The sequence below is a fragment of the Janthinobacterium sp. GW823-FHT06H09 genome (assembly GCF_058794735.1).
In genome coordinates, this window is sequence record NZ_JBXAHC010000006.1 from 81316 (window position 1) to 99936 (window position 18621).

Sequence of the window (18621 nt, forward strand, 5' to 3'; positions counted from 1 at the left end):
CGATTTGCATCGGGCCATGCTGGTTGCCAAAGTGCGCCAGGAAGCGGAAAAAGATTTACCCACCTTGACCAAGGCGGAACTGGCCGAACTGTTGTTCGAGCAAGTGGGCCTGAACAAGCGCGAAGCGAAGGATATGGTCGAGACCTTTTTCGACGAGATCCGCAATGCGCTCGAGCGTGGCGAAGCCGTCAAGCTGTCCGGTTTCGGCAATTTCCAGTTGCGCGACAAACCGCAGCGGCCGGGCCGCAATCCGAAGACGGGTGAAGAGATTCCTATCACGGCGCGCCGTGTCGTGACCTTTCATGCGAGCCAGAAGCTGAAAAGCATGGTCGAAGAGACCAGTCCGCTGGCACGTGCTGCCTGAGTGAGTGGCGATGAACGAGCGCATCAGTAAAACCGAGTTGATCGCCCCCTTGCCGCCCATTCCGGCGAAACGCTATTTCACGATCGGCGAGGTGAGCGAGTTGTGCGGCGTCAAACCGCATGTACTGCGCTACTGGGAGCAGGAGTTTTCCCAGCTCAAGCCGGTCAAACGACGCGGCAACCGCCGTTATTATCAGCATCATGAGGTGCTGCTGATACGCCGCATCCGCGAATTGCTGTACGAGCAGGGCTTTACCATCAGCGGCGCGCGCAACAAGCTCGACAGCCGTGGCGCATCGCATGCCATCGCCGACGAGTTGCCAGTGCTGCCGGCCATGCCTGCCGTGCCGCAGGAAGCGCCGCTGGACCGCGTGTGGATACGCAATGAATTAATTGCGATTTTAAACTTGCTAAAATAAGATTTGTACCAATATAGGTCGGGTTGTCCGGTAGCGGTTGACTAAGTTGACTATACTGCATGGGCGCTCCGCCTTGGTGCTGACGCTACCGTACGGCGCGCCATATTTTGAATATAATGTTAATGTTGCGTTTTTGTTAGTGACGCTAAGCCGGAGCAGCGTTCAGGTTCCGGTAGTCTTTCCCAGGCCAGGAAAATTTAAGGGGAAACAATGATACGCGTTGCCATTTGTGATGATCACCAAATAGTACGAGCTGGGTTCAAACAGATTTTTTCGTCGTCAAGCGACTTCAGTGTGGTGGCGGAAGCCGGTACCGGGCGCGAAGCGCTCGATATCGCCCGCCGCGAAATTTGCGATGTATTGCTGCTCGATATCGCCATGCCCGATCAGAGCGGCATCGATACCTTGCGCACGATCCGCCAGGGCCAGCCGGAATTGCCCGTGCTGATCCTCAGCGGCTATCCCGCGCAGCAATATGCGCTGAATCTGTTCAAGATGGGCGCGAATGGCTATCTGAACAAGGAATGCGAAGCCGACGAGCTGATGACGGCCGTGCGCACCGTATTCCAGGGGCGCCGCTATGTCAGCTCCACCGTGGGCGAGTTGCTGGCGCAGTCGTTCGACCGCGACACGAATGCCGCCCTGCATACGGAATTGTCGGACCGCGAGTTCCAGGTCTTCCTGCGCCTGGCGCGCGGCGCCACCGTGTCCGATATCGGCGTGGCCTTGTCGCTGAGCATCAAGACGGTCAGTACCTACCGTACGCGCATCATGGAAAAAATGGGCTTGCAATCGAACAGCGACTTGACCTATTACGCAATGAAAAACAATTTGCTTGACTAGCGCTGCGGTGCGATCATGGAAACATGATCGCTCAGCCAGCTAACCGGGCACGACTTGATGTTGTGCAGTGCAGCAGTTTGTGGCGAGGACTATAATTGGCCGGCGCCGGCGCTCTCTCCCGCGCCGAACCTTGCTAAGGATGCACACCAGGATGTATTTCACCGCTCAACCGGCCCCGAATCACCGCCTGCCCCTGTACAAGACGATCCTGTGCGTGACGTGCGCCTTGTTGCTTGTATTGAATGGTTTCAGTCTTTACCATAACCTGGAGTCGCTGAAGGGCACGAATGCCTTGCTCAGCCAGAGCGCCCGCGTGGCCGACCGCCTGCAGTATCTGAACGTGCTCGTGCTCGATGCGGAAAGCAGCTTGCGCGGCTATTTCATTTCCGGCTCCGAAACCTATCTGGGGCCGTCGAAGACCGCTGCCACCGAGATCGACAACGAATTCAACGAGCTGCAAACCTTGCTCGCGGGCAGTCCCACCCAGTTGAAAAACCTGGGCCAGCTGAAAAGCCTGATCCGCCGAAAAATGTCGATGTTGCAACAGTCTATCGACGTCTACAAGCAGGGCGGGTTGGCCGAGATCGTCAACATTTCCCGCGTGACCGATGACCGCGCCACCATGGACGAGATTCGTCTGCAGGTGGTGATCATGACGCGCGAGCAGAATGAAGCGCTGTCGACCGGCAGCGCCGCCTTTTATCATGAGTACCAGAAAGCCGTGCTGCTCGGCATCGGCATCAATGCCCTGGCCATCCTCGTGCTGATCATGTTTTACCAGCTGGTGCGGCGCAGCTTCCAGAACCGGGCAGCCGTCGAGTATGCATTGCAAAATGCCAATGACACCCTGGAATCGACGGTCAGCAAGCGTACCGAGCAGTTATCCGTGCTGTCGCGTCATTTGATCAGTGTCAACGAAGTGGAAAAAGCGCGTCTGGCGCGCGAGCTGCACGATGAACTGGGTGCCAACTTGACCTCGATCAGCATGGACCTGGGCGCCGTCACGCAGCAACTGGCGCATGCGCAGCCGGAACTGGCCGCGCAGCTGCGCCATGCCAAGGCGACCTTGCTGGAAACGGTGGAACTGAAGCGCCGCATCGTGGAAGACCTGCGCCCCAGTCTGCTGGACAACCTGGGCCTGTGCGCCGCCATCGAAAGCTATTGCGAGGATTTTGCGCGTATGAGCTCGGTGCGCTGCGAAACGGACGTGGCCATCAATATCGATAACCGCGAAGCGACCTTGACGATCGCCCTGTTCCGCATCGTGCAGGAATCGCTGACGAATATCCTCAAATATGCACGGGCCGGCATGGTCAGCGTGACCTTGAAGCGCAACGAGCACGGCCTGGTGCTGCGCGTGATCGACGACGGCATCGGCATCACGGAAGATGCGCTGCAAAAACCGATGTCGCACGGCTTGCTGGGCATGCGCGAGCGGGCCCTGCTGCTGGGTGGCACGCTTACCGTGCGCCAGGGGCCGGAAGGCAAGGGGACGTGTGTGGAGGCCGTGATTCCCATGCCGCTGACGCCGGAGCTGGAAGATATCGATGCGGATGCCGAAGCGTAATTTTCCTTGAGATAAAAAAATGGCCGGGCATGCAGCCCGGCCATTTTGCTAACTATCTTGCCCGATCAGCAGCGTGAAACGTCTCGCAGCAAGCGGTCGTATTCCGTCTTGGCGACCTTGTAGCACTCGCCCGCATAGCATTCCAGGCCGGCGCGGTCCAGCACCGTGATATTGCCGCGGCGATAGTGGATCAAGCCTTCTTCCTGCAGCTTGCCGGCGGCGGCCGTGATGCTTTCGCGGCGCACGCCCAGCATGATCGAGATCAGCTCTTGCGTGACTTTCAATTCATTCGATGGCGAACGGTCCAGGCGGTCCAGCAGCCAGCGGCACAGCTTTTGCTCGATCGAGCTGTGGCGGCCACCGACGGCGTTCTGCGCCATCTGCGCAAACAGGGCGTTGGTGTAGCGCATCAGCAGCTGGGGCAGGGCGCCGCCTTGATTGAAGGCGTCGCGCAGGCTTTGCGTTTTCAGGCGGTAGCCGTAACCGGCGCTTTGCACGACGGCCGTGCACATGGCGCGCTCGCCTGCCAGCAGCGAGGCACCGGCCACGCCTTCATGGCCGACCACGGCGATTTCCGTCGTGGCGCCGTCTTCCATGACATACAGCAGTGAAATGATGGCGGTGGTGGGGAAGTAGCTATATTCCAGGTTGTTACCATAGGCATACAATTCCTTGCCGAACGGCAGTTCAACCAGTTCCAGGTCTTCGAACAGCGATTCGAGCGCGGCGCGCGGCAGGGCGGCCAGCAATTCATTCTGTTGGGCACTGCTGAGGCTAACCCGCGACGCAAGCTTGATTTCCCGTCCGGCCGCCGGCATGGCGCGCGGCAGCAACTGGTTCTTCTGGACCGGGGTGCTAAGTTGAGTTTGGTTCATAGTATTCCTCACAGGCTTTTTACATCGGAGTGCGACTGCCGCGTTGCTGGTCAAAGAAGCTGCCGTGCTCATGTGATAACGGCGTTTTGTTCGACCGCGCGGTGCAGATCGCGATGTAGCTACTTTAAGAGCTTATGTAAGTGGCGAACATAAGATTAGCAGTCGCCACTTTGTAGTCTCTTTTGAGGCGAAATTGTAGTCCTTGTCCTACGTGCACACTTTTGACTAGCTAGCCTTGCGCCGTTCTGCGCGATTTTGTGATATGACGCGCGGTTTATTGGCGCTCCACAGGCCGGCCGGACGCACGCTGGGCAAGCCGTCGCGCACGGTCGCGGCGGGCGCCTGGCGCGCGTTTGGCGCCTCGTGTTCGCCGAGGCGGAAGCGGCTCACGGCCTGCGTCAGTGCTTCGCCTTCCTGGTGCAGGCGCTGCGAACCGGCGCGCGCCTCGTCGACCAGACCCGCGTTCTGGCGCGTCATGTCGTCGATCTGCGCCAGCGCCTGGTTGATGCGGGTAATCTCGCCATTCTGTTCGGCGCCGGCGCTGCTGATGCGTCCGATCACCACGGCCACCTGCTGCACGGCGTCAACGACCTGGCGCATGGTGCTGCCGGCTGCATTGACCAGGTCGCCGCCCGCATCCACGGTGGCGACGGAATCGCCGATCAGGCGCTTGATTTCCAGCGCCGCCTCGTTCGAGCGCTGCGCCAGGCTGCGCACCTCGGATGCCACGACGGCAAAGCCGCGTCCTTGTTCGCCCGCGCGTGCCGCTTCCACGGCCGCGTTCAGGGCCAGGATATTCGTCTGGAAGGCGATGCCGTTGATGACGCTGATGATGTCGACGATCTTGTGCGAGCTGGCCTTGATCGAGGCCATGGTCTCGACCACGGCGCCGACGGTCTGTCCGCCTTTCAGGGCCACGTCGGCCGCCGTCGCCACCAGCGTGCGTCCCTGTCCTACGTGGGCTTCGTTGCGGCCCACGGTGGCCGTCAGTTCGCGCATCGAGTCCACGGTGGCGCCCAGCGCGTCCGCTTGCGTGGCCGTATGGCCGGACAGGGCGGCGTTGCCCTGGGCGATATCGGCGCCGGCCGCCGCGATGACGGCCGCGCCGCCGCGGATTTCCTGCACCAGTGCGGCCAGGCCGTGCGTCATGGCGCCGAAGTCGCGCACCAGGTCGCCGATCTCGTCGTGCGCCTGCGAGTTGATGCTCTGCGACAGGTCGCCCGCCGCCGCCGCGCCGACGGCCACGCGCAATTGCGTCACGTCGCGCGCGAACGCGGTATAAAAGCCTGCGCACAGGTAGGCGGCGGCCAGCAGCACCAGCAGCATGGCCGCCAGGATCAGGGCGCGGCGCGCCTCGTCGCGGGCGATGCGCTGCGCCAGCAAGTCGTCCAGCGCGGTGGCGGAGGCGCCGGAGAGCGCGTGCAGGGCGTCGATCGCCTGCATGCCGGCCGCGTGGAATTGCGCGCCCGACGTCTGGTCGTAGGAATTCGTCACTTCATTTTTCGTGCGTTCGAGGAAGGCCAGCGCGGCCGGCACGGCTTTCAGGGCCGGCTGCAGGCTGGCGCGCAGTTCCGGCCTGGCGGCAAGGATCTCGTCGAAACGGGAGGGCAGGCGTTCCAGTTCGTGGCGCGCGATCAGGGCGTTGGCGTTGACGAGCTGGTCTTCGTTCGCTTCGAACAGGCCCGTGTCGATGTAGGCGGCGCCGCGCCCGCCGATGTCCGACAGGCTTTCGGCCAGGTCGGGCAGGGTGGCGGTGAAGACGGCGCTCAGATGGTTGGCGCCCGCGTCCGGGTCCAGGCTCAGGTGCGAACGGTCGGCCACCAGCTGGCCCAGTTTGGCCGCCTGGCGCAGCAGCGCCGTGTGCGCCGCATAGCTGTCGCGCGCCGCCAGGCCCGCCTGGCGGCCCAGCAGGGCTTGCCACTGTTTCGTCAGTTCGGCCGCCTGGGGCAGGCCGGCGCCCGCCGGCAAACGCGCCAGGGCCGCCAGAGAAGCCGTGATGCGCGCGTTGAGGGCCGTGTTGTCCATGCCTGCCTTGCCGCTCAGGCGCAAGTGCTCGAGGCCGCGCCGCTGCTGCAGCAGGCGCGTGCCTTCCTGCAACTGGCGCACATAGGTCACGCCCCGCTGCGCATCCTGCGCCTGGGCCAGCGACTTGCCCAGCTCCGAGATCAGCAGGGTGGTCGCCAGCGCCAGCGGCAGCAGGAAGACCAGGCAGACAAGCATGAATTTGGGCAGCAGACGCAAGCGCTGCATGAGTCGGATGGCGGGGGTGAGAAGGATTTTCATCGGGTTTCCAGGGTAGGGTGACAACATTTCTGCAGTGCAATGTTGCCTGCGGATTGTGACCCCTTGATGAAGCGGGCGATTTTGCTTTTCTCTACAGTGAAGCAGTTCACACGGAAGGCCGATCCTTCTGTAAAATCGAGGGTTTTTTGCGAGGGCCATATTATGGTCACCAATATGGCCAACGAGAACGACATCACTACCCCCGATTCCAGCGACAATGCGGATAACGCCGCAGCGCCGGCGAGCAGCAAGGCGCCGGCCGTGATCGCGCGCGAAGTGCAGCGCCGCCGCACCTTCGGCATCATTTCCCACCCGGATGCGGGTAAAACCACCTTGACGGAAAAACTGCTGCTGTTCTCGGGCGCGATCCAGATGGCCGGTACCGTCAAGGCCCGCAAGTCGGGCCGCCACGCGACGTCGGACTGGATGGAGATCGAGAAGCAGCGCGGCATTTCCGTCGCCTCCTCGGTGATGCAGTTCGAATTCCGCGACCACGTCGTCAACCTGCTCGACACCCCGGGCCACCAGGACTTCTCGGAAGATACCTACCGCGTGCTGACGGCAGTTGACTCGGCGCTGATGGTGATCGATGCGGCCAAGGGCGTGGAAGCGCAGACGATCAAGCTGCTGGCCGTCTGCCGCATGCGCAATACGCCCATCGTCACCTTCATGAACAAGATGGACCGCGAGACGCGCGATCCGCTGGACCTGCTCGACGAACTCGAATCGGTGCTGAAGATCCAGTGCGCGCCCGTCACCTGGCCTATCGGCATGGGCAAGAACTTCCGCGGCGTGTACCACCTGCTGAACGACGAGATCATGCTGTTCAAGGCCGGTGAAGAGAAGGCCGACGGCGCCTTCGAAATCATCAAGGGCATCGACAACCCGCGCCTGCAGGAGATGTTCCCGCTGGAGATGGATCAGTTGCGCATGGAAGTCGAATTGGTGCACGGCGCCTCGAACCCGTTCAACCTGGAGGAATTCCTCTCCGGCGTGCAGACGCCCGTGTTCTTCGGTTCGGCCATCAACAACTTCGGCGTGCGAGAGATTCTTTCTGCGCTGGTCGACTGGGCGCCGGCGCCGCGCCCGCGCGACGCGACCGTGCGTTCCGTCGATCCGACCGAGCAGCCATTCACCGGTTTCGTCTTCAAGATCCAGGCGAACATGGACCCGGCGCACCGCGACCGCATCGCCTTCCTGCGCGTGTGTTCGGGACGTTTCGAGCGCGGCATGAAGGTCAAGCACTTGCGCCTGGGGCGCGAGATCAAGGTGTCGAACGTGGTGACCTTCATGGCCTCCTCGCGCGAACAGGTGGAAGAGGCGTACGCGGGCGACATCATCGGCTTGCCGAACCACGGCAACATGCAGATCGGCGACAGTTTTTCTGAAGGCGAGATGCTGACCTTTACCGGCATCCCGTACTTCGCGCCGGACTTCTTCCGTTCCGTGCGCATCCGTAATCCGCTGAAGATCAAGCAGTTGCACAAGGGCCTGCAGCAGCTGGGCGAAGAGGGCGCGGTACAGGTCTTCAAGCCGGTGCAGGGCGGCGAACTGGTACTGGGCGCCGTCGGCGTGCTGCAGTTCGAAGTGGTGGCCAGCCGCCTGCTCAACGAGTATGGCGTCGATGCCGTCTTCGAAGGCACCAGCATCAGCAGCGCGCGCTGGGTCAGCTGCGACGACAAGCGCGTCCTGCAGGATTTCGAGAACGCGCTGGGCCACAACGTGGCCTATGATGCGGCCGGCAACATGGCCTATTTGGCCACATCGGGCGTGAACCTGCGCCTGACGGAAGAGCGCTGGCCGAAGCTGAAATTCCACGCGACGCGCGAGCATTCGGCGAAATTGGCTTGATGTAGCATGGTGGTGTCGGGTTACGCGCTTTGCGCTAACCCGACCTACGTCGACCTGCCTGTGCATGGCGTAGGTCGGATTAGGCCAACGGCCGTAATCCGACACCATCGTTGGCAGCAACTCAAGCCGGCAAAATCGTCCGCGTGCTCCAGTCGCGCCGCTCCAGCAGCAATGCCGTCAGCTGCGCCGCCGTCATCGGTCGCGCAAAGAAGTAGCCCTGCACGTTGTCGCAGCCCGCTGTTCTTAAAAATTCCACCTGCTGCAAGGTCTCCACCCCTTCGGCCACCACTTTCAGGTGCAGGCTGTGCGCCATGGCGATGATGGCCGTGACGATGGCTTCGCCCTCGCCGGGCAGGTCGTGCACGAAGCTGCGGTCGATCTTCAGCTGGTCGATCGGCAGGCGCTTCAGGTAGGACATCGACGAATAGCCGGTGCCGAAATCGTCGATCGACAGGTGGATGCCCGTCTCCTGCAGGCGCCGCATCAGTTCCACGTTGGCGTGGACGTTGTCCATCAAGACCCCTTCCGTGATTTCCAGCTCCAGCAAGCCATGCGGCAGCTGCGTTTCGTGCAGGATGGCGCGGATGTCGTCCATCAGGCCCGGGTCGCGCGCCTGACAGGCCGACAGGTTGACGGCCACGTGCTCGAGCGAGTCGAGCAGCCCCGCCTTGCACCAGACGGCGGCCTGGCGGCAGGCGCTTTGCAGCACCCAGCGTCCCAGATCGACGATGATGCCGCTTTCCTCTGCCACGGGGATGAATTCGGCAGGGCTCAGCTGGCCCATCTCGCGGCAGTTCCAGCGTACCAGCGCTTCCACGCCGACGATGCGCCCGCTGCGCAAGTCGATCTGCGGCTGGTAGTGCAGATACAGTTCCTCATTTTGCAGCGCGCGGCGCAGGTTCGCTTCCATGCGCAGGCGGCGCTGGGCGCGCAATTCCATTTCGGCCTTGAACACGGCGTAGCGGTTCTTGCCCTGGTGCTTGGCGTGGTACATGGCCGTATCGGCATTGCGCGTCAGGGTGGCCACGTCCTGCGCGTCGAACGGGTACAGGCTCACGCCGATGCTGGCGCTGACATACAACTGGTGGCCTTCGAGGTCGAACGGTTCGGCCAGCACGGCGAGGATCTTGCTCGCCACGCTGGCCATTTCCGAGGCGTCGTCGGCCGGTTCGACGATGACGACGAATTCGTCGCCGCCGATGCGGCAGATGATGTCGGTGCCGCGCAGGATGGCCACGAGGCGCTCGGCGACGAGCTTGAGCAACTGGTCGCCGCAGTGGTGGCCCAGCGTATCGTTGACGATCTTGAAGTTGTCCAGATCCAGCAGCAGCAGGCCCACGCTGCTGTCCTGGCGGTCGGCGCGCGCCAGCGCGTAGGCCAGCGCGTCGTTGAATTCATGGCGGTTCGGCAGCTGCGTAACGGAGTCGACGTGGGCCAGGTAGTGCAAGTGGCTTTCCGCATGCTGGGCGGCGGTGCGCGTGCGGCGCACCATCAGGAACGTCAGGCCGAATGCGCACAGGCAGACTAGCAGGGTGAAGGCGGCAAATTGTGCCAGGCTGGCGTACAGCGGCGCCAGGCTGGCGCGCAGGTACAGGGCGCCGCCGCCGGGCAAGGTCTTGAGGATGGCGGCGCTGCCGTCCAGGTAATCGAGGTGCACGCCGTTGCGCGGCGCCGCGGGCACGGTATCGACGCTGCTGCGCGCATAGCGGGCAAACGGCGCGCCATAGGGACTGTAGAGCAGGGCTTGCCGGATATGCGGGGCGGCGGCGAGGGGAGCGAGCAGTTGTTGCGCCGCCAGGCGATTGTCCTGGCGCATGGCCTCGGTGGTGGCGGGCGCCAGCATGTCGGCCTGGATCTGCAGGCTGCGCTGGAGGGATGCCTGGAGGGAAAACAACTGGAAGAGGATCAGCAGCAGGCTGGCCATGGCCAGCATGGCCGCCGCGGCCAGCAAGTTCAGCCGGGCTATCCGGTCGCCGCGTAATTGCACGGACGGCAGTATCAATGGCGTCATCATGACGCTTCCTCCTGCCGGCCCCGCTTGCCGCCGCCCCGTGTGATCGCGCCTCGCCCTGCCATACTTTACGTTCCAGTCTGAAGAAAACCGAAGTGAGCCGGAACTCTCAACGTGTTGCTAAGTGTTGCTAAGGCCGACATATTGTCATTTTGCAGCGTGAAAGTACAGGGCGTGCGGCAATTTAGTATCCATGCCGGGCACCGCTGGCGGCAGACAAGGCGACAAGACAGGCGGAAAAGGCGGGCGTGTCTTTCTAATAATAATACATACTGAAGTTTAATCCTTTTTTTGCCTGCCGGTTTTTTTCTCTAAAAACATGCTGAAGGTAAACAAAATACCGCCAAGAATAACTTCAATGTGCCCGGCCATTCCGGCACGGATTAACTTTTTGACTGTATCGGCCATTGCAAGTCATTGATTTTAATAAATTTTAATGAAGAATGCGCGAACGCTATGGCCTTGCTTCGCGAGTTCGTCCATAATCCGCTGATGATGGACGTTCTGATGCTGTTTGTTTTGTCTGCCGCGGCCAAGCAAGTCGCCGCCAGCAAAACCGGACGCCGCCCTAATGATCAATAGTGAGGATATCTTGGAAAAAAAACCAAAAATTATTTTGTCGTCACAAGACCTGGAACGACTGGAAGCGTTGTTGTATGCCTTGGGTAATAACTTATCGCCGGACAAGGCCGCCTTGCTCGATGAGCTGGGCCGCGCCGAGGTGCTCGAACCGCAAGAGATTCCCCCGACCGTCGTGACGATGAATTCCACCGTGCGCTTCACGGTGGAAAACAAGGAGGAATTCTGCCTCACGCTCGTCTATCCGAAGGATGTGGAAGGCCAGGCCGACCGCATTTCCGTGCTGGCGCCCGTCGGCAGCGCGCTGCTGGGCCTGTCCGTGGGCGACAGCATCGCCTGGCCCATGCCGGGCGGCGTGGTGAAGGTCAAGATCGAGGAAATCGTCTATCAGCCTGAACGGGCCGGCGAGTACCACCGATAAGCAATGACGGCGGACGGCGCCTGCCGTTCGCCTGCCAGGCCGTGCCGGGACGGAAATTAACTGTTTCGCTGCACGCGCACCACCAGCCATCCCGCCACGACCGTAAATGTGACGATGATGGCGACGATGATCCAGAAACCCTGCGGATGCTGGGCCAGCGGAATACCCCCCACATTCATGCCCAGCATGCCGGCGATGATATTGATCGGCAAGGCCAGCACGGTGACGATGGTCAGCACGAACAGGCTGCGGCTGTTTTCCTCGTTGACGCTGGCGGCGATCTCTTCCTGCAGCAGCTTGATGCGTTCCTGTAGCGAGGACATATCGCTGAGCACCACCGAAAATTCCTCCGTCGATTGGCGCAATTCCAGGCTGTCCAGTTCCGACACCCATGCGGGCGGACGCTGCAGCAGGCGGAACAGGGCGGCCGGTTCCGGCGCCAGCAGGCGCTGCAGCCGCACCAGCACGCGCCGCATGGCGCCCAGGTCTTCGCGTTTCGGCACCAGGCGCCCGGCCAGCAAGTGATCCTCGATATCGTCGACCCGCGCCACGGCATCGCGCACGATGTTGACCAGCACGTCGGCCTGGTCGCGCAGCAGGTGGATCAGCAGTTCCACCGACGAGCGGATCGGTTCGTGGTTCTTGATGACGGCCTGGCGCAGCCGTTCGATCGACTGCAGCGGCGCGCGGCGCGCCGTGATGACGAGGTTTTGCGCCACGCTGGCCCACATGGTGGAAATGTCGGATGCTTCGAACGAGAAGTTGTGCACCACATCATTGACCACGGCGATCAGGGTATTTTCCGCCTGCTCGATGCGCGTGGAACGCGAACCCTGGTGCAGGGTTTCATAGAATTCGTCGGCCAGCTGCGTGTGCGTCATCAGCCATTTTTCGCTGGCCGCATGCGACAAATTAAAATGCAGCCAGACGAATTCCTGCGCCGGCCGCGCCGCGCCATCGGCCAGCCAGGCCAGCGCGGCCGTCGAGTCGAGCGCCAGCGGCTGCGCTTCGCGGCCAAACAGGAAGCCCCAGACCAGGCCCGAGGTGTCCGAGCCGTAGGTAAAACCGGCAGTTTCCATCGCCATCGTGAATCTTTCTCGCGCAGTGTGATTGATCGTCGCGCGATGTTAATACACGGATGTGTCCGGAAAATGACAAGGCCACCGCGATGGGTGGCCTTGTCCGGACTACGGCTGCATATTAATTGCGATGGGGATTATCGGGACGGCGGTCGTCGCGGTTCGGAACGCCGTCGCCGTCGCGGTCGTGGCGGTTGCCGTTGTCGCGGTCATAGCGGTTGGGGATGCCGTCGCCGTCACGGTCGTGGCGGTTGCCATTGTCGCGGTCATAACGGTTGGGGATGCCGTCGTGGTCGCGGTCGCCGTTCGGGCCGCGTGGCGACCAGCGGCCTTGCTCCATCTGCCAGCGGCCGTCGCGCTGGTTCCAGGCGGGCGGCGCATACACGTAGCCGGGGCGTTCGGCGATCCATACGCCTGGTGTCCAGGCGTAGCGCTGGCTGCGCCATTCCCAGTGGCCGGGCACCCAGGCGTAGCCGTGGCGGGCGCGCGGGATGGCTTCGCGGCGCGGCGGCGGCGGGGCGATGCGGATGTCGTCATAGCGCACGGGCTGCACCTGTGCGGCGACCCAGCCGCCACGGTCCAGGCGCCAGCGGTTGTTCTCTTGTATCCAGGCAGCGCGGCGGTACTGGTTGCCGCCGCGTTCGCGCAGCCATTCTCCGTCGTTCCACACATGGCGCTGGCCATCCCAGTTCCAGTAGCCTGGCGCCCAGACATAGCCGGCGCGCGGTGCCGGCACGCTTTCAAACCGTGGCGGAGGCGGGGCGTTGCCGACGACAATGCTGACGCCGAGCTGATTCTGTGCCATGGCCTGCGCGGGCAGGAAGGCTGCGGCGCTGATGGCAAGCATGGCTGCTGCGTAGAGTGTGATGGGTTTCATGATGTGCTCCATTTCGGTGATTGCGTGAAATGGACTATAGGCGCTTGCCGGCGGTTTTTCGCCTTTGATTCAACTTATTACAATTGACACAATGCTGTGTGTCCGTGTATCCGTGGCCGATACAAATGGCGGCCTGGCGCGGTCGTGTTCAAACTGGCGCCAGGCGGCGTGGGGGCAGCATCGGTGACTCACAGGGCGCTGGCGGTGGTGTTGCCCAGCAAGGCCTGGCGTTCCTCGATCAGCGAAATTTTCTTTTCCTGTTCCGTCAGGCGCTTGGCGCTGACCACGACGACGGGGATGGCGCGGGCCTGCGCCGCATTGCCGGTTTCTGCCGCCTGTGGCCTGGTGAAGCTGGCATAGCTGGCGCCGCAGGCGATGGCGACGGCGACGGTGAAGATGGCTTCCATGTTTTTCAGGGCTTTCATGATCGTTCCTTTCGGTGGCGGGTGGGTATGCATGCACTGTAGCCAGACGCGCGCCCGCCCGCCATGCGCATGCGACCAGCCGTGGTTTTGGCGGGATGGCCTGCAAAAAAACGGCGCTGAAATGCCTGCGCGGGCGACCGCTTGAATTGAGGCCTAATTAGCCCTGTATCCGTGCATATGAATGTACTTGCCGCGTGGCATTATTTGATACTGCGCGGTGTAGCGTGCGCCGCCGGCGCTCCTGCTAGAATCGCTACGGTAGCCAGCGCGCACGCAATCATTCTCATCAGGAGTCACACATGTTCCAATTGTTTGGTTTTGGCGGCGCCCGCTGCCCGCGCTGCGAGCACAAGAACGGCGCTGCCGCCGGCTACTGCGCGCAATGCGGCTTGTCGCTGGGCGCCCCCGACAGCGACGCGGTGCTGCATGCCAATCAATGGCATCTTGCTGATGGGCAACTGGCCCTGTTCTTCGGCGTGCGCGAGTTGTCCTCGCTGTTCGGCAGCGCCGCGCGCCGCCTGCAGGTGCCCGCCGAGTCGCGTGCCTGGATCGTGCAATCGGACGCTTTCACCTTGATACCGGCTGGCGACTACGACAGCGCCGCCTTCTTCGCGCGCCTGCCCGCGCTGCTGCCGGCGCGCCCGGCCGAAGTGCTGATCGCGCGCGCCGACGCCGTCAGCCTGGAATTCGACCTGCCCGGCCTGGCCAGCACGGAACTGCTGAACATCGCCGCCTCGCTGCGCGTGGACATCGCGCTGGGCCAGCCCGATGCGTTCGCGCGCCAGTTCATGCGCGCGCCGGGCGCCGTCACGCGCGCCCACCTGCACGCCTTGCTGCTGCCGTCCGTGCGCCAGATCGCGCTGGAATTCATCGGCAGCCGCGCGCTGCGCGAGATGGACGCGAATGCCGACCTGCGGCCCGAATTGAACGAGCGCCTGCAATCGGCCCTGACGCAGCGCCTGGCGCCGTCCGGCCTGGCCGTGGCGCGCGTGGAAACGCTCAGCCTGCGGCACGACAAGCGCGCGGGCGAGGGCGATGCCGCCGCCAGCATCGGCACCCTGTGGCTGGGCGGCTTGCCGGCGCAGGAACTGGAACAGCACAGCCTGGAGCGCATGAAGCAGCTCGACCAGCTGTATGACGAGGAAGAATGGCAGCGCATCCGCCGCGAGGAACTGGCGGCGCGCCACGCGCACCGGCGCGCCGAACTGCGGCAGGACGCGACGCTGGAAAAGGCGGAACTGGGCCACCAGGAGGCGGAACGCCTGCAAGCGCTGCGCGGACGCCAGATCGACCTGTATGGCCGCATCCTGGAAGCGAAGTCGCGGCGCCAGGCGCTCGACCATGGCGCCGCGCTGGCGCTGGGCGAGCTGGAACAGGAACTGGCGCAAAAGGGCGCCCAGCGCGCCGATGAGGCGGCCAACTGGGAACATGTGCGCGCGCTGGCCGCCATCAAGATGCGCAGCGAGCTGGAATTGTCGCAGCTGCACGGACGCGAACAGATCCAGATGGCGCAGCAGCGCTTTACGCATCAGGTGCATTTGCAGTCGATCGCGCAGCAGGTGGAAAGCGCGCTGCTGATCGACGACGAGACGGGCCGCCGCACCCAGCTGGCGCGCCTGCGCCAGGCGGAAGCGGATGCGGCCCAGCGCGAGGCGCAGCTGGAGGCGGAGCAGCACCAGGCGGCCTGGCAGGGCCTGATGCTGGCCAACGCGGCGCGCAAGCGCGAGGCCGAGCGGGTACAGGAGTGGGAAGACCAGATGCAGCTGGCGCGCCAGCGCGAACTGCTGCGCGCCGAAGCGCACAAGGATGAAGCGGCCCAGGTGCAGGCGGCGGAGATCGCGGAAAAGGTGGCGGCGCTGCGGCGCGGCGGCGCGCGCGAGGACGCCATCGCGCAGCAGGAAAAGCTGCTGCGCACCATCGAGGCCGACGGCGTGCACGCGCGCCAGCTGCAGCAGCAATCGCAGCTGGCGCAGCTCGACGCGCTGGCCATCGAGGAACAGCGCCAGCAGCTGCGCCAGCTGGAACAGGAAGCGCAATGGCAGCGCGACTTGCTGGCCATGGCGCAGCAGCGCGAAAGCGATTACGCGCGTTGGAAGGGAGAATATGAAGCCCTGCTGGCGCAGCAGGCGCATGCGGCCGAACTGGCGCGCATCGATATCGACCGCATCGAGAAAATCGGCTCCCTGAGCGACACGGGCAAGGTGGCCATGGCCGCCGGGCAGAACGCGGCCGCGTTGGCGCAAGTACTGAAAGTGCAGCTGCAGGCGGGCATGAGCGCCGAGCAGATTCACGCGCTGGCGGCGCTGGCGGCGGCCGAGAACAGCGTCGCGCCGCTGGACGCGCTGCGCATGGCGCAGGACAGCGTGGCGCAGGAGCGCAGCTACCTGGAAGGCCAGGCGGAGCGCGAACGTCGCCAGCAGCTCGACCTGATCAACCTGCAGAACGCGGCGCACGCGCACGGCCTGTCGGCGCAGGCGCAGCTGGGCGTGGCCGTGGCGCAGGCGCTGCAGCCTGGTGCAGCTTCCGCCGCGCCGGCATCGGCGCCGGCCCGCTGCAAGAACGGCCATGCGCAGCGCGCGGGTCACCCGGAAGATAAATTCTGCGCCGCCTGCGGTGTCGCCCTGCAGCCTTGATGGAAGCGTTTCACCCCAGATGATGCAAAAAGCACGAGACAAACTGCGGGAACTGCGCGCCCTCCACGACGACGGGCTGCTCAGCGAGCAGGAATTTGAACGCCGCAAGAACGCCATCCTCGACGCCGAGTACGCGCCGCCCGGCGCCGCTCCGGTGGCCGCGCCGTTGCCCGTGCGCCAGGGCACGGAGCTGGGCTTCATGACGGGCCAGGAAATCGGCCCGCAGAACCGCCGCTACCGGCTCGAACGGCTGATCGGCACGGGCGGCATGGGGCAGGTGTGGCAAGCGACCGACCTGGCCACGCACGCGGAACTTGGCAGCAGCGAAATGGTGGCGCTGAAGATCTTGCCGCCGCAGCTGACGCAAAGCGCCACGCATGCCAAGTTGCTGATCGAGGAAGCGACCCAGGCGAGGAAGCTCGCGCATGAAAACATCGTGCGCGTCTACGAGTGGGCGCAGGACCCGGCCACGGCCAGCTATTTCATCATCATGGAATGCCTCGATGGCGAAGACCTCGAGCATTATCTGGCGCGCGAGGGCGCGCTGCCTCTGTCCACGGTGCAGCAACTGCTGCAGCCGGTGGCCGACGCCCTGTCGTATGCGTGGGAAAAGCACAAGCTGGTGCACCGCGACATCAAGCCGGGCAATGTCTTCCTGACGGCGAAAGGCGACGTCAAGCTGCTCGACTACGGCATCGCTTCGCGCGTGCGCAATGCGGACAGCAGCCTGGCGCTGGACATGCCGAATGCGGGCACGCACGGTTACCGGGCGCCCGAGGCCGGCGCCAACCAGCGCCAGCCCAGCCCGCGCCTGGACGTGTATGCGGTGGCCGTGATGATCTACCAGATGCTCGAAGGGCGCATGCCGTTCGACGACGCGCGCAGCGCCAGCCATCTGCCGTCGGCGCCGCAAGCGCTCAACGCGCAGCAGTGGCAGGTGCTGCAGAACGGGTTTTCGCTGACGCCGGAATTGCGTCCGCAATCGGTGCAAGCCTTGCTGGAAAACCTGGAGCGCGCGGCCGGGCCGTCGCCCGAAGAACTGGCGGAGCAGGCGCGCCAGCAGCAGGCGCGCGCGGCGCAGCAGCAAAAGGCGGCGGCGCTGGCCGCCGAACAGGCCCGCGAGGCGGCGCTCAAAGAGGCACGTGCGCGCCAGGAAGAACTGGACCAGCGCCGCAAGGCGGAAATCCAGGCCGCCGCGCTGGAAAAGCAGCGATTGGACAAACTGCGCCGCGAGCAGGAGGCGCAGCGCCATTTCGAGGCGGAAGAGGCGCGCAAGCTGCGCAAGGAAGCGTTGCGCGGCCAGCTGCGCGCGCGCCGCGAAGCCGATGCCGCCACCGCCTTGCAGGAACACCAGGAATTGCAGCGCAAGGCCATCGTCGCCAAGGCGGAGGCGGCCTACCGCGCCGAGCAGGAACGCGCGCGCCGCGAAGAGGCCAGCCGCGCCGCCGCGGCCGCTGTCCCGGCGCCGGCCTCCGCGCCTGTGCCGGAAGCGGACCACGTGGAACCGGTGCCCAACGCGGAAGGCGTCTTGCGCGACGATTTTCTCGATGGCTCGGGACAGGGGCCGGAACTGGTGCTCATTCCCAGCGGCCGTTTCCAGATGGGCGCGCACGAGACGGAACACAAGGCCGCCATCCAGGCCGGCTCGCAACAGGCCTGGCTCGAGCGCGAGATGCCGCAGCACTGGGTCGGCATCTCGCGCCCGTTCGCGCTGGCCCGGCATCCTGTCAGCGTGGGCGAATGGCGCGCCTTCGTCAAGGCGACCGGCTGGGCGGGCGGTTCCGAGACGGACTGGGACAATCCCGGCTTCGTGCAGAACGACCAGCACCCGGTGGTGGGCGTGAGCTGGAATGACGCGCAGCTGTATCTGGGGTGGCTGAGCGAGCGTACCGGGCGCAAATACCGCCTGCCCAGCGAAGCGGAATGGGAATACGCTTGCCGCGCCGGCACGCGCACGGCCTTCAACGTGGGCGATACGATCAGCACCGAGCAAGCCAACTACGACGGTTTGTACGTCTACAACGGCGGCCCGCGCGGCGTGTACCGGGGCGGCACCAGCCCGCTGGGCACGTTCGCGCCGAATTCCTGGGGCCTGTTCGACATGCATGGCAATGTGTGGGAATGGGTGCAGGATGTGGTGCACGACAATTATGAAGGCGCGCCCGTCGATGGCAGCGCATGGGAAGAGGGCAGCGACAGCAGCCGGCGCATCCTGCGCGGCGGCTCGTGGCTGTACCACCCGCGCTACCTGCGCTCGGCCCTGCGCAACGGTTTTTCCACCGTGCTGTCGAACGACATCGTGGGCTTCCGCGTGGCGCGCACGCTCGATTAGGCAAGTACGGCGCCTGGCGCCGTCACGCCGGACCCGGAAGAAATGGCGCTGATGGCCGACGCC

General features: G+C 64.0%; 15 protein-coding genes. 8 read left to right on the plus strand and 7 right to left on the minus strand.

Annotated elements, in window-relative coordinates; all coding sequences use genetic code 11:
* The first annotated feature begins 16 nt into the window (after positions 1-16).
* The 4 genes from AC1Q6X_RS11520 (at position 17) to AC1Q6X_RS11535 (ending at position 3192) form a co-directional block, all read left to right on the plus strand.
* Positions 17-364: an integration host factor subunit alpha gene (locus AC1Q6X_RS11520; protein WP_010399205.1), complete on the plus strand. Its 348-nt coding sequence runs from the start codon at positions 17-19 to the stop codon at positions 362-364.
* A 10-nt stretch (positions 365-374) separates the two neighbouring features.
* Positions 375-782: a MerR family transcriptional regulator gene (locus AC1Q6X_RS11525; protein WP_070217963.1), complete on the plus strand. Its 408-nt coding sequence runs from the start codon at positions 375-377 to the stop codon at positions 780-782.
* Between the two features lie 210 nt (positions 783-992).
* Positions 993-1625: a response regulator gene (locus AC1Q6X_RS11530; RefSeq protein ID WP_034783185.1), complete on the plus strand. Its 633-nt coding sequence runs from the start codon at positions 993-995 to the stop codon at positions 1623-1625.
* 151 nt (positions 1626-1776) lie between these two features.
* On the plus strand, positions 1777-3192 hold the full coding sequence (locus tag AC1Q6X_RS11535) for a sensor histidine kinase (RefSeq protein ID WP_409028376.1): 1416 nt from the start codon (positions 1777-1779) through the stop codon (positions 3190-3192).
* 65 nt (positions 3193-3257) lie between these two features.
* On the opposite strand, the gene AC1Q6X_RS11540 is transcribed toward AC1Q6X_RS11535, so the two are convergent.
* Positions 3258-4067 (minus strand): Crp/Fnr family transcriptional regulator, encoded by an 810-nt coding sequence (locus AC1Q6X_RS11540; RefSeq protein ID WP_034751913.1) that lies wholly within the window; start codon positions 4065-4067, stop codon positions 3258-3260.
* A gap of 225 nt (positions 4068-4292) precedes the next feature.
* Positions 4293-6350, minus strand: a complete 2058-nt coding sequence (locus AC1Q6X_RS11545; RefSeq protein ID WP_492497053.1) for a methyl-accepting chemotaxis protein — start codon at positions 6348-6350, stop codon at positions 4293-4295.
* 162 nt (positions 6351-6512) lie between these two features.
* Between AC1Q6X_RS11545 and AC1Q6X_RS11550 the strand changes: the two genes are divergently transcribed.
* Positions 6513-8201, plus strand: coding sequence for a peptide chain release factor 3 (locus AC1Q6X_RS11550; RefSeq protein ID WP_492497055.1), 1689 nt, complete (start codon positions 6513-6515; stop codon positions 8199-8201).
* Positions 8202-8322: 121 nt separating this feature from the next.
* Here AC1Q6X_RS11550 and AC1Q6X_RS11555 read toward each other — a convergent pair whose 3' ends face one another.
* Positions 8323-10215: a putative bifunctional diguanylate cyclase/phosphodiesterase gene (locus tag AC1Q6X_RS11555; RefSeq protein WP_230504727.1), complete on the minus strand. Its 1893-nt coding sequence runs from the start codon at positions 10213-10215 to the stop codon at positions 8323-8325.
* A 276-nt stretch (positions 10216-10491) separates the two neighbouring features.
* A complete protein-coding gene (locus AC1Q6X_RS11560) occupies positions 10492-10620 on the minus strand; it encodes a hypothetical protein (protein WP_256267358.1) in 129 nt (42 codons plus the stop codon).
* Between the two features lie 184 nt (positions 10621-10804).
* Here AC1Q6X_RS11560 and rnk point away from each other — a divergent pair, with 184 nt between their 5' ends.
* The gene (gene rnk, locus AC1Q6X_RS11565) at positions 10805-11212 is read left to right on the plus strand and encodes a nucleoside diphosphate kinase regulator (protein WP_162835757.1); all 408 of its coding nucleotides are present in this window, start codon (positions 10805-10807) and stop codon (positions 11210-11212) included.
* Between the two features lie 56 nt (positions 11213-11268).
* On the opposite strand, the gene AC1Q6X_RS11570 is transcribed toward rnk, so the two are convergent.
* From AC1Q6X_RS11570 to AC1Q6X_RS11580, 3 genes are all read right to left on the minus strand, one after another.
* Complete coding sequence (locus tag AC1Q6X_RS11570) at positions 11269-12297, minus strand: transporter (protein ID WP_175444840.1); 1029 nt, start codon at positions 12295-12297, stop codon at positions 11269-11271.
* Positions 12298-12412: 115 nt separating this feature from the next.
* Positions 12413-13168 (minus strand): YXWGXW repeat-containing protein, encoded by a 756-nt coding sequence (locus AC1Q6X_RS11575; protein WP_343216318.1) that lies wholly within the window; start codon positions 13166-13168, stop codon positions 12413-12415.
* Between the two features lie 188 nt (positions 13169-13356).
* Complete coding sequence (locus AC1Q6X_RS11580; protein WP_492497059.1) at positions 13357-13593, minus strand: hypothetical protein; 237 nt, start codon at positions 13591-13593, stop codon at positions 13357-13359.
* A 299-nt stretch (positions 13594-13892) separates the two neighbouring features.
* Between AC1Q6X_RS11580 and AC1Q6X_RS11585 the strand changes: the two genes are divergently transcribed.
* Together AC1Q6X_RS11585 and AC1Q6X_RS11590 are read left to right on the plus strand one after the other, a co-directional pair.
* Complete coding sequence (locus tag AC1Q6X_RS11585; protein WP_492497061.1) at positions 13893-16226, plus strand: coiled-coil domain-containing protein; 2334 nt, start codon at positions 13893-13895, stop codon at positions 16224-16226.
* Between the two features lie 19 nt (positions 16227-16245).
* Complete coding sequence (locus AC1Q6X_RS11590; protein WP_230504733.1) at positions 16246-18558, plus strand: SUMF1/EgtB/PvdO family nonheme iron enzyme; 2313 nt, start codon at positions 16246-16248, stop codon at positions 18556-18558.
* Positions 18559-18621 lie beyond the last annotated feature (63 nt).

Excerpts from the sequence above, each read along its gene's own strand:
- AC1Q6X_RS11570 (WP_175444840.1), bottom strand. The coding sequence starts at position 12,297 with ATGGCGATGGAAACTGCCGGTTTTACCTACGGCTCGGACACCTCGGGC.
- AC1Q6X_RS11575 (WP_343216318.1), bottom strand. The coding sequence starts at position 13,168 with ATGAAACCCATCACACTCTACGCAGCAGCCATGCTTGCCATCAGCGCC.
- AC1Q6X_RS11590 (WP_230504733.1), top strand. The coding sequence starts at position 16,246 with ATGATGCAAAAAGCACGAGACAAACTGCGGGAACTGCGCGCCCTCCAC.
- AC1Q6X_RS11555 (WP_230504727.1), bottom strand. The coding sequence starts at position 10,215 with ATGATGACGCCATTGATACTGCCGTCCGTGCAATTACGCGGCGACCGG.
- AC1Q6X_RS11545 (WP_492497053.1), bottom strand. The coding sequence starts at position 6,350 with ATGAAAATCCTTCTCACCCCCGCCATCCGACTCATGCAGCGCTTGCGT.
- AC1Q6X_RS11520 (WP_010399205.1), top strand. The coding sequence starts at position 17 with ATGCTGGTTGCCAAAGTGCGCCAGGAAGCGGAAAAAGATTTACCCACC.
- AC1Q6X_RS11525 (WP_070217963.1), top strand. The coding sequence starts at position 375 with ATGAACGAGCGCATCAGTAAAACCGAGTTGATCGCCCCCTTGCCGCCC.
- AC1Q6X_RS11560 (WP_256267358.1), bottom strand. The coding sequence starts at position 10,620 with ATGGCCGATACAGTCAAAAAGTTAATCCGTGCCGGAATGGCCGGGCAC.
- AC1Q6X_RS11580 (WP_492497059.1), bottom strand. The coding sequence starts at position 13,593 with ATGAAAGCCCTGAAAAACATGGAAGCCATCTTCACCGTCGCCGTCGCC.
- AC1Q6X_RS11540 (WP_034751913.1), bottom strand. The coding sequence starts at position 4,067 with ATGAACCAAACTCAACTTAGCACCCCGGTCCAGAAGAACCAGTTGCTG.
- AC1Q6X_RS11530 (WP_034783185.1), top strand. The coding sequence starts at position 993 with ATGATACGCGTTGCCATTTGTGATGATCACCAAATAGTACGAGCTGGG.
- AC1Q6X_RS11585 (WP_492497061.1), top strand. The coding sequence starts at position 13,893 with ATGTTCCAATTGTTTGGTTTTGGCGGCGCCCGCTGCCCGCGCTGCGAG.
- AC1Q6X_RS11550 (WP_492497055.1), top strand. The coding sequence starts at position 6,513 with ATGGTCACCAATATGGCCAACGAGAACGACATCACTACCCCCGATTCC.
- AC1Q6X_RS11535 (WP_409028376.1), top strand. The coding sequence starts at position 1,777 with ATGTATTTCACCGCTCAACCGGCCCCGAATCACCGCCTGCCCCTGTAC.